Source organism: Burkholderia sp. E168m23, from assembly GCF_016586125.1.
Classification (GTDB): domain Bacteria; phylum Pseudomonadota; class Gammaproteobacteria; order Burkholderiales; family Burkholderiaceae; genus Burkholderia; species Burkholderia orbicola.
The window spans coordinates 1-6606 of the sequence record NZ_BCPP01000340.1 but is presented as its reverse complement, the minus strand read 5'-3'; the positions used below and the strand labels follow the sequence as shown (position 1 = coordinate 6606).

6 protein-coding genes and 1 pseudogene are annotated in these 6606 nt (G+C 68.3%); 3 read left to right on the top strand and 4 right to left on the bottom strand.

The window, feature by feature from the left end:
* The 3 genes and pseudogenes from JMF90_RS18285 to JMF90_RS40100 form a co-directional block, all read left to right on the top strand.
* Positions 1–207: pseudogene (locus tag JMF90_RS18285) on the top strand (gamma-glutamyltransferase); the annotation flags it as partial.
* 400 nt (positions 208–607) lie between these two features.
* Entirely contained in the window at positions 608–1558 is a 951-nt protein-coding gene (locus tag JMF90_RS40105) for a hypothetical protein (RefSeq protein ID WP_230463041.1), read from the top strand.
* Positions 1555–2397 (top strand): YadA family autotransporter adhesin, encoded by an 843-nt coding sequence (locus tag JMF90_RS40100; protein ID WP_230463042.1) that lies wholly within the window; start codon positions 1555–1557, stop codon positions 2395–2397. Before JMF90_RS40105 ends, JMF90_RS40100 begins: the two co-directional genes overlap by 4 nt.
* A 118-nt stretch (positions 2398–2515) precedes the next feature.
* Here the strand turns inward: JMF90_RS40100 and JMF90_RS18275 are convergent, their stop codons facing one another.
* From JMF90_RS18275 to lipA, 4 genes are all read right to left on the bottom strand, one after another.
* Positions 2516–3481: an ABC transporter permease subunit gene (locus JMF90_RS18275; protein ID WP_027806730.1), complete on the bottom strand. Its 966-nt coding sequence runs from the start codon at positions 3479–3481 to the stop codon at positions 2516–2518.
* Positions 3481–4278, bottom strand: a complete 798-nt coding sequence (locus tag JMF90_RS18270; RefSeq protein ID WP_012329291.1) for a taurine ABC transporter ATP-binding protein — start codon at positions 4276–4278, stop codon at positions 3481–3483. Before JMF90_RS18270 ends, JMF90_RS18275 begins: the two co-directional genes overlap by 1 nt.
* 40 nt (positions 4279–4318) lie before the next feature.
* Positions 4319–5335 carry a taurine ABC transporter substrate-binding protein gene (gene tauA / locus JMF90_RS18265; protein ID WP_054928076.1) on the bottom strand — a complete coding sequence of 339 codons (1017 nt, stop codon included), beginning with the start codon at positions 5333–5335 and terminating at the stop codon, positions 4319–4321.
* A gap of 260 nt (positions 5336–5595) precedes the next feature.
* Positions 5596–6588, bottom strand: a complete 993-nt coding sequence (gene lipA / locus JMF90_RS18260) for a lipoyl synthase (RefSeq protein ID WP_006477693.1) — start codon at positions 6586–6588, stop codon at positions 5596–5598.
* Positions 6589–6606 lie beyond the last annotated feature (18 nt).

Sequence of the window (6606 nt, the reverse complement as noted above, 5' to 3'; positions counted from 1 at the left end):
TTCGGGTCGATGAACGGGCCGACGCAGCTCGAACGCGGCCGCGTGTCGGACGCGCTCGCCGACGGGCTGAAGGGCCGCGGGCACGACGTGCAGATCGTCGAGATGAACTCGGGGCTGCAGGGCATCCAGCGGCTGAACGTGCAGGGGCAGACGGTGTGGTTCGGCGGCGCGGACCCGCGCCGGGAAGGGGTCGCGATGGGCGATTGAGCGGACGATGTTCGTCCGTCGGTGGTGGTGTGCGTGAATCGACGTACATCGCCCATGGGGCCCTGGCGTTCATGCGCCATGCGCCCCCGCCCTCTCTGCGCGCCCGCCGGCCCTGGCCGCGCGCTGCCTCAACGCCCCGCCTGTACCCGATCCATCCCGGCGACACCGCCGGCACGCGATCATGCGCTCGTAGCGCGTCCTATATCCGCCCAATCACTTTCGAAACTGTCTGATCGACGGCGCCTGCGTGCGTACGTATAGTCGCTCCCCTTACGTCGGGGGCGACGTGATTGCGGTTCGCCGCACACCCGCCACCGCACTTCGCCCCCGCCTTTCGACGAAGCCGCACAGGCGTCATCCGGCTGCGTCACGCATAACGTTGATCAGGACTACGATTAATATGTCAGGTATCTCCGCTGCACACTCCCGTACGACGCGTGCCCGCTCGCATGCTTCGCTCAAACGACAACGCACGCCGTCCGCCCGCCTGTCGGCGCTCGCCCTCGCCATCGCCGCACTCGCGCCGTGCTACGGCCACGCGTCCGGCACCGATCTCGTCGAGACCAACCTGATCGTCAAGGGCGGCGACAGCGGCGACCCGATCGCCTCGGGCGCCGGCTCGATCGCAATCGGGGCGGGCGCGAAGGCGACCGGCGAAACCGGTGGCGATTATTCCGCGATCGCGATCGGTGACAGAGCCGTCGCCAATGGTCGCTCGACCATCGCCGTCGGCGAAGCGGCGAACGTCCACGGCGATCGCTCGAGCGCCTTCGGCGTGTCGTCAAGCGTCAACGCGAATCGCGCGCTGGCGCTCGGTGCGGACGCGAAGGTCACCGCGCACGGTGCGGTCGCGCTCGGCCAGGGCAGCGTCGCCGATCGCACGAACACCGTGTCGATCGGCACGGCGGACACCCAGCGCCAGCTCGTCAACCTCGGCGCAGGCACGCGCGACACCGACGCAACCAACCTGTCGCAGTTGAAGCCCGTGGTCGCGGCGCTCGGCGGCGATGCGGCCGTCAATGCGGACGGCACCGTGCGCGGCCCGAACTACACGGTGGACGGACGATCGTTCAACACCGTCGGCGGTGCGCTGACCCAACTCGACGGACGCGTCACGACGATCGACGGGCGTGTCACCACCGTCGAAAACAACGTCACGTCGATCCGCAACGACGTCACCGATCTCGGCACGCGGCTCGACAACGGCACGACCGGCCTCGTCCGGCAGGACCCGGCGAATCTCGCGATCTCGATCGGCGCCGACAAGGGCGGCACGTCGGTCAGCGTCGGCGGCACTGACGGCACGCGCACGCTGACCGGCCTGTCGGCACCGGCGACACCGACGCCGTGACGGTCGCGCAGCTCAAGGCGACCGGACTGATCGATCCGAACGGCAAGGCGCTCGGCGCGATCGTGTACGACGACCTGACGCTGAATCGCGCCACGCTCGGCGGCGTCGGCGGCACCTTGCTCGACAACGTCAAGGCAGGCGCGATCGCGGCGAGCAGCATGCAGGCCGTCAACGGCGGGCAGCTCTTCTCGATGCAGCAGCAATTCGAAACGCGCCTGGAATCGCTCGACACGCGTATCAAGAACATCGAGCAGGTCGGCCCGAACACCCGGCCGCCGACCGGCGAGCAGGGCGGCCAGCTGGCGCAGCTGGGCGACGGCTCCGGCGCGACCGGCTCGGATTCGATGGCGCTCGGCCCGAACTCGAGCGCATCCGGCAACGGCAGCCTCTCGATCGGCAACAACGCGACGGCGTCGGGCAACAATTCGGTGGCACTCGGCAACGGCTCCGTCGCCGATCGCGACAACACGGTGTCCGTCGGCGCGCCCGGTCAGGAGCGGCAGATCACCAACGTGAAGGCCGGCACCGCGCCGACCGACGCCGTGAACGTGCAGCAACTGAACGACCACATCGGCAGCGTTCGTTCCGACATGGATCATTACCGGCGCGACGCGAGCGGCGGTATTGCGTCGGCGGTGGCGATCGCGAACTTGCCGCAGGCATCGCTGGCAGGCGAAAGCATGGTGGCGATCGCCGGCGGCACCTACAGCGGGCAGTCGGCCGTCGCGTTCGGCCTGTCGACCGCCACCCGCAACGGGCGCTGGGTGGTCAAGGCATCCGGGTCGACCAATACCCGCGGCACGGTCGCGGTGGGCGCCGGCGCGGGCTATCGCTGGTAACGCGCCACGGCGACATCACCCACAGCAAGCAACAGGGGCCGGGTTCGTTCGATACGAACCCGGCCCCTCGGTCTTCTCGACACGGGCACCCACCGTAAGTCCTTTCCGCCTGTACGGCCTACCCTCGCCCCTTCCACGGCACCACCCGCCGCTCGACCCAGCGCATCGCCAGATCGAACAGCCATGCGATCGCGCCGATGATCAGGATGCCCATCACGACGATGTCGGTGCGCAGGAAACTCGATGCGTTGAGCACCATCTGCCCGAGCCCGGCTGTCGCGGCGACCATCTCGGCCGCGACGAGCGTCGTCCAGCCGAACCCGATCGCGATCCGCAGGCCGGTGAGGATCTCCGGCAGCGCGGCCGGCAGCACGACATGCCGCACGATCTGCGCGAAGCTGCCGCCGAGCGAATACGCGGCGTTGATCTGCTCGACGGTTGCCGCACGCACGCCGGCGCGCGCGGCCATCGCGATCGGCGCGAAGCACGCGAGAAAGATCACGACCAGCTTCGCCGTTTCGTCGATGCCGAACCAGATCACGACGAGCGGCAGATACGCGAGCGGCGGCAGCGGCCGATAGAACTCCAGCAGCGGATCGAGCACGCCGCGCGCGATGCGGCTCACGCCCATCAGAATGCCGGCCGGCACGCCGATCGCGGTCGCGAGCAGGAACGCGCCGAACACGCGCGCGGCGCTCCACAGCAGATGTTCGGACAACGGCAGGCCGCCCTGGATGCGGCCGTGCCATGCGTCGACGAACGCGGTCCACACTGCTTCCGGCGCGGGCAGGAACAGCGGCGGCAGCCACTGGAAATGCGTCGCGACCCACCAGAGCGCGGCCAATGCCGCGATCGTCGCAGCGCTCAACCCGGCCGTCTTTCCTTGCCCCGGCAACCGGTAACGATGTGATGTCCGGGCGGGACGCACCGCATGGCGCTGTTGCGCCGCGCGCGCATCCCGTTCGGAGTCGGCGGTCGCGCGATCGGCCGCCCAGGAATCCTGCGTGCTCATGTCGTCCTGCCTGTGCAATGTACTGATCCGGCCGCGCCCGACGGACGCACCCTGCCGCGCGAACTCGTGCATCACGCGGGCTCCGCGACCGCCTCGTCGCGATGCAGGTACGCGATCAGCCGCTCGCGCCACCCGATGAAATCCGGCGACGACTTCACCGCACGCGCGTCGCGCGATTCGACGTAGCGGCGCGCGAACGGCAACTCGAAGGTTTCGGCGATGCGACCGGGGCCCGGCGTCATCACGACGAGACGCGTCGCGAGGAACAACGCCTCCTCGACGTCGTGCGTGATGAAGAACACCGTCTTGCCGGTGCGCGCCCACACGTCGAGCACGAGCGCCTGCATCGTGCCGCGCGTCATCGCATCGAGCGCGCCCATCGGTTCGTCCATCAGCAGCACGCGCGGGTCGCTGGCGAGCGCACGCGCGATGCCGACCCGCTGCTGCATCCCGCCCGACAGTTCATACACGCGTGCATGCGCGTGGCGCTCGAGACCGACGAGCGTCAGCATCTCGCGCGCCCGCGCTTCGCGTTCGGCCTTCGACACGCGCGCAAAGCGCAACCCGAGCGCGACGTTGTCGAGCACGTCGAGCCACGGCAGCAACGCGTATTTCTGGAACACGACGCCGCGATCGGCGCCGGGGCCCGTGATCGGCACGCCGTCGACGCGCACGTCGCCCGTCGTCGGCGCGACGAAGCCGGCCATGCAGTTCAGCAGCGTGGTCTTGCCGCATCCGGACGCACCGAGCGCGACGACGAATTCACCGGCATCGATGCGCAGGTCGACCTGCGCGAGCGCCTGCGTCGTCGGCCTGCCGCGCTCGCCCGGATAGGCAACCGATACCTGGCGGACTTCCAGCGTGCTCATGATCGAAGGCCTCCGCGATGAGTGGGCTGAGTGGCCGCGCTCAGCGCGCGGCCTTCTGCACGAACTGCGGATCGACGCCGACCGAATAGTCGGACAGCACCGTCTGGATCGTGCCTTGCGATTTGAGGAACGTGGCCGTGGCCGCGAGCGACTTCGCGGCGCCCGATTGCGCGCCGCCGCCGAGCCACGTCGGCGATACCTGTTCGGCCGCCGTCGGGAATGCGTAGAGCGCGAGGCTGGCCGGCACGTCCTGCGCGTTCGCGCCGGACACCTTCGCGACCGCCGCGACCTGCGGCGAGCCGACCTTCCACGCCGCCGCATGCGCGCGGTAGTCGGCGTCCGCCGCCGCGAGCACCTTCACGAAGCGCGTGACGAACTCGGGGTTCTCGCGCGCGAACTTGCGGCTCACGACGAAGCCGTCGAAGGTCGCCTTGCCACTTTCTTTCGCAACCTGGCCGGACGTCGTCAGCACGGTGCCCGACTGCTTGACCTTCGCGAGCACCGGGTCCCAGATATAGGTCGCGTCGATGTCGCCGCGCGTCCATGCGGCGGCGACTTCGGGCGGACGCAGGTTGACGATCTTCACGTCGTTCGGATTGACGCCCGCGGCCTGCAGCGCGACGAGCGTATGGAAGTGCGACGTCGACACGAACGGCACACCGATCTTCTTGCCCTTGAGCGCGGCGATGCTGGTCACGCCCGAACCGTTGCGCGCGACGAGCGCCTCGGCGTCGTTGATGTTGTCGAGCACCCAGAACAGCGAGATGTCGAGCCCCTGCGACAGGCCGGCCGCGATCGGGCTCGAGCCCGCTTCGCCAAGCTGCACGGAGCCCGACGCGAGCGCGCGGATCACGTCGGCGCCGCTGTCGAGCTTGCGGAACGTGACCTTGTAGCCGGTCGCCTTTTCGACTTCACCGCTCGCCTGCGCGTAGCGCCATGGCACGACCATGTCCTGGTACGCGATCACGACTTCGCGCGATTCGGCGTGCGCCGCGCCGAGCGCGGCAAAGGCGGTCAGCGCGACGACGGCGCGGCGGATGAAGCTGAAACGGGACATGCGGCTCTCCTTCGGAATGCGGGCATTGCTGCGGGAGAGCCGACTTTACGGGCTTTGCGCGCGGCGGGAGCGAACTTATCCTGCGAAGCTATCGATGCCGTTTCAGCTTTGCTTTCCACGCTAGACCGGATTGCGCATCCGGTCGGATGACGATTGCCGCGCGCATGCGCGGATAACCGCCGCGCCAACGAAAAAGCCCGCATCGCTGCGGGCTTTTTTCGACTGCTCGAGACTGTTGCAGATGGAAGCGGGCGCGACGCTCAGACCACCCCGGCCCCATGCGCCTGCAGATCGGCGTGATAGCTCGAGCGCACCATCGCGCCGACGGCCGCGTGCGTGAAGCCCATCTTGTACGCCTCTTCCTCGTACATCTTGAACGTGTCCGGATGCACGTACGCACGCACCGGCAGGTGGTGCTCGGATGGCTGCAGGTACTGGCCGATCGTCAGCATGTCGACGTCGTGCGCGCGCAGGTCGCGCATCACCTGCAGGATTTCCTCTTCCGTCTCGCCGAGGCCGACCATCAGGCCCGACTTCGTCGCGACGTCCGGATGCAGCGCCTTGAAGTCCTTCAAGAGCTTCAGCGAGTGCGCGTAGTCCGAACCCGGGCGCGCTTCCTTGTACAGGCGCGGCACCGTTTCGAGGTTGTGGTTCATCACGTCGGGCGGCGCGGCGTTCAGGATCGAGATCGCGCGGTCGAGACGGCCGCGGAAGTCCGGCGTCAGGATTTCGATGCGCGTGTCCGGCGACTGCGCACGCGTTTCGCGAATGCACTCGACGAAGTGGGCGGCGCCGCCGTCGCGCAGATCGTCGCGGTCGACGCTCGTGATCACCACGTACTTGAGCTTGAGCGCCGCGATCGTGCGCGCGAGGTTCTTCGGTTCGTCCGCGTCGAGCGGATCGGGACGGCCGTGGCCGACGTCGCAGAACGGGCAGCGGCGCGTGCACTTGTCGCCCATGATCATGAACGTCGCGGTGCCCTTGCCGAAGCATTCGCCGATGTTCGGGCAGCTCGCTTCCTCGCACACGGTGTGCAGGTTGTGCTCGCGCAGGATCGTCTTGATCTCGTTGAAACGCGAGCTGCCGGTGGCCGCCTTCACGCGGATCCACTCGGGCTTCTTCAGCTTTTCGATCGGAATGACCTTGATCGGGATGCGTGCCGTCTTCGCCTGCGCCTTCTGCTTGGCGGTCGGATCGTAGGCCGGGGTCGCGGCCGTATCGGCCGGTGCGGGAGAAGCGGTAACGTCAGTCATTCGATTGTTCCAGTGCGT

What these genes read in the sequence shown, in the direction of transcription:
- JMF90_RS40105 (WP_230463041.1), top strand. Translation starts at nt 608, where the DNA reads ATGTCAGGTATCTCCGCTGCACACTCCCGTACGACGCGTGCCCGCTCG.
- JMF90_RS18275 (WP_027806730.1), bottom strand. Translation starts at nt 3,481, where the DNA reads ATGCACGAGTTCGCGCGGCAGGGTGCGTCCGTCGGGCGCGGCCGGATC.
- JMF90_RS18270 (WP_012329291.1), bottom strand. Translation starts at nt 4,278, where the DNA reads ATGAGCACGCTGGAAGTCCGCCAGGTATCGGTTGCCTATCCGGGCGAG.
- tauA (WP_054928076.1), bottom strand. Translation starts at nt 5,335, where the DNA reads ATGTCCCGTTTCAGCTTCATCCGCCGCGCCGTCGTCGCGCTGACCGCC.
- lipA (WP_006477693.1), bottom strand. Translation starts at nt 6,588, where the DNA reads ATGACTGACGTTACCGCTTCTCCCGCACCGGCCGATACGGCCGCGACC.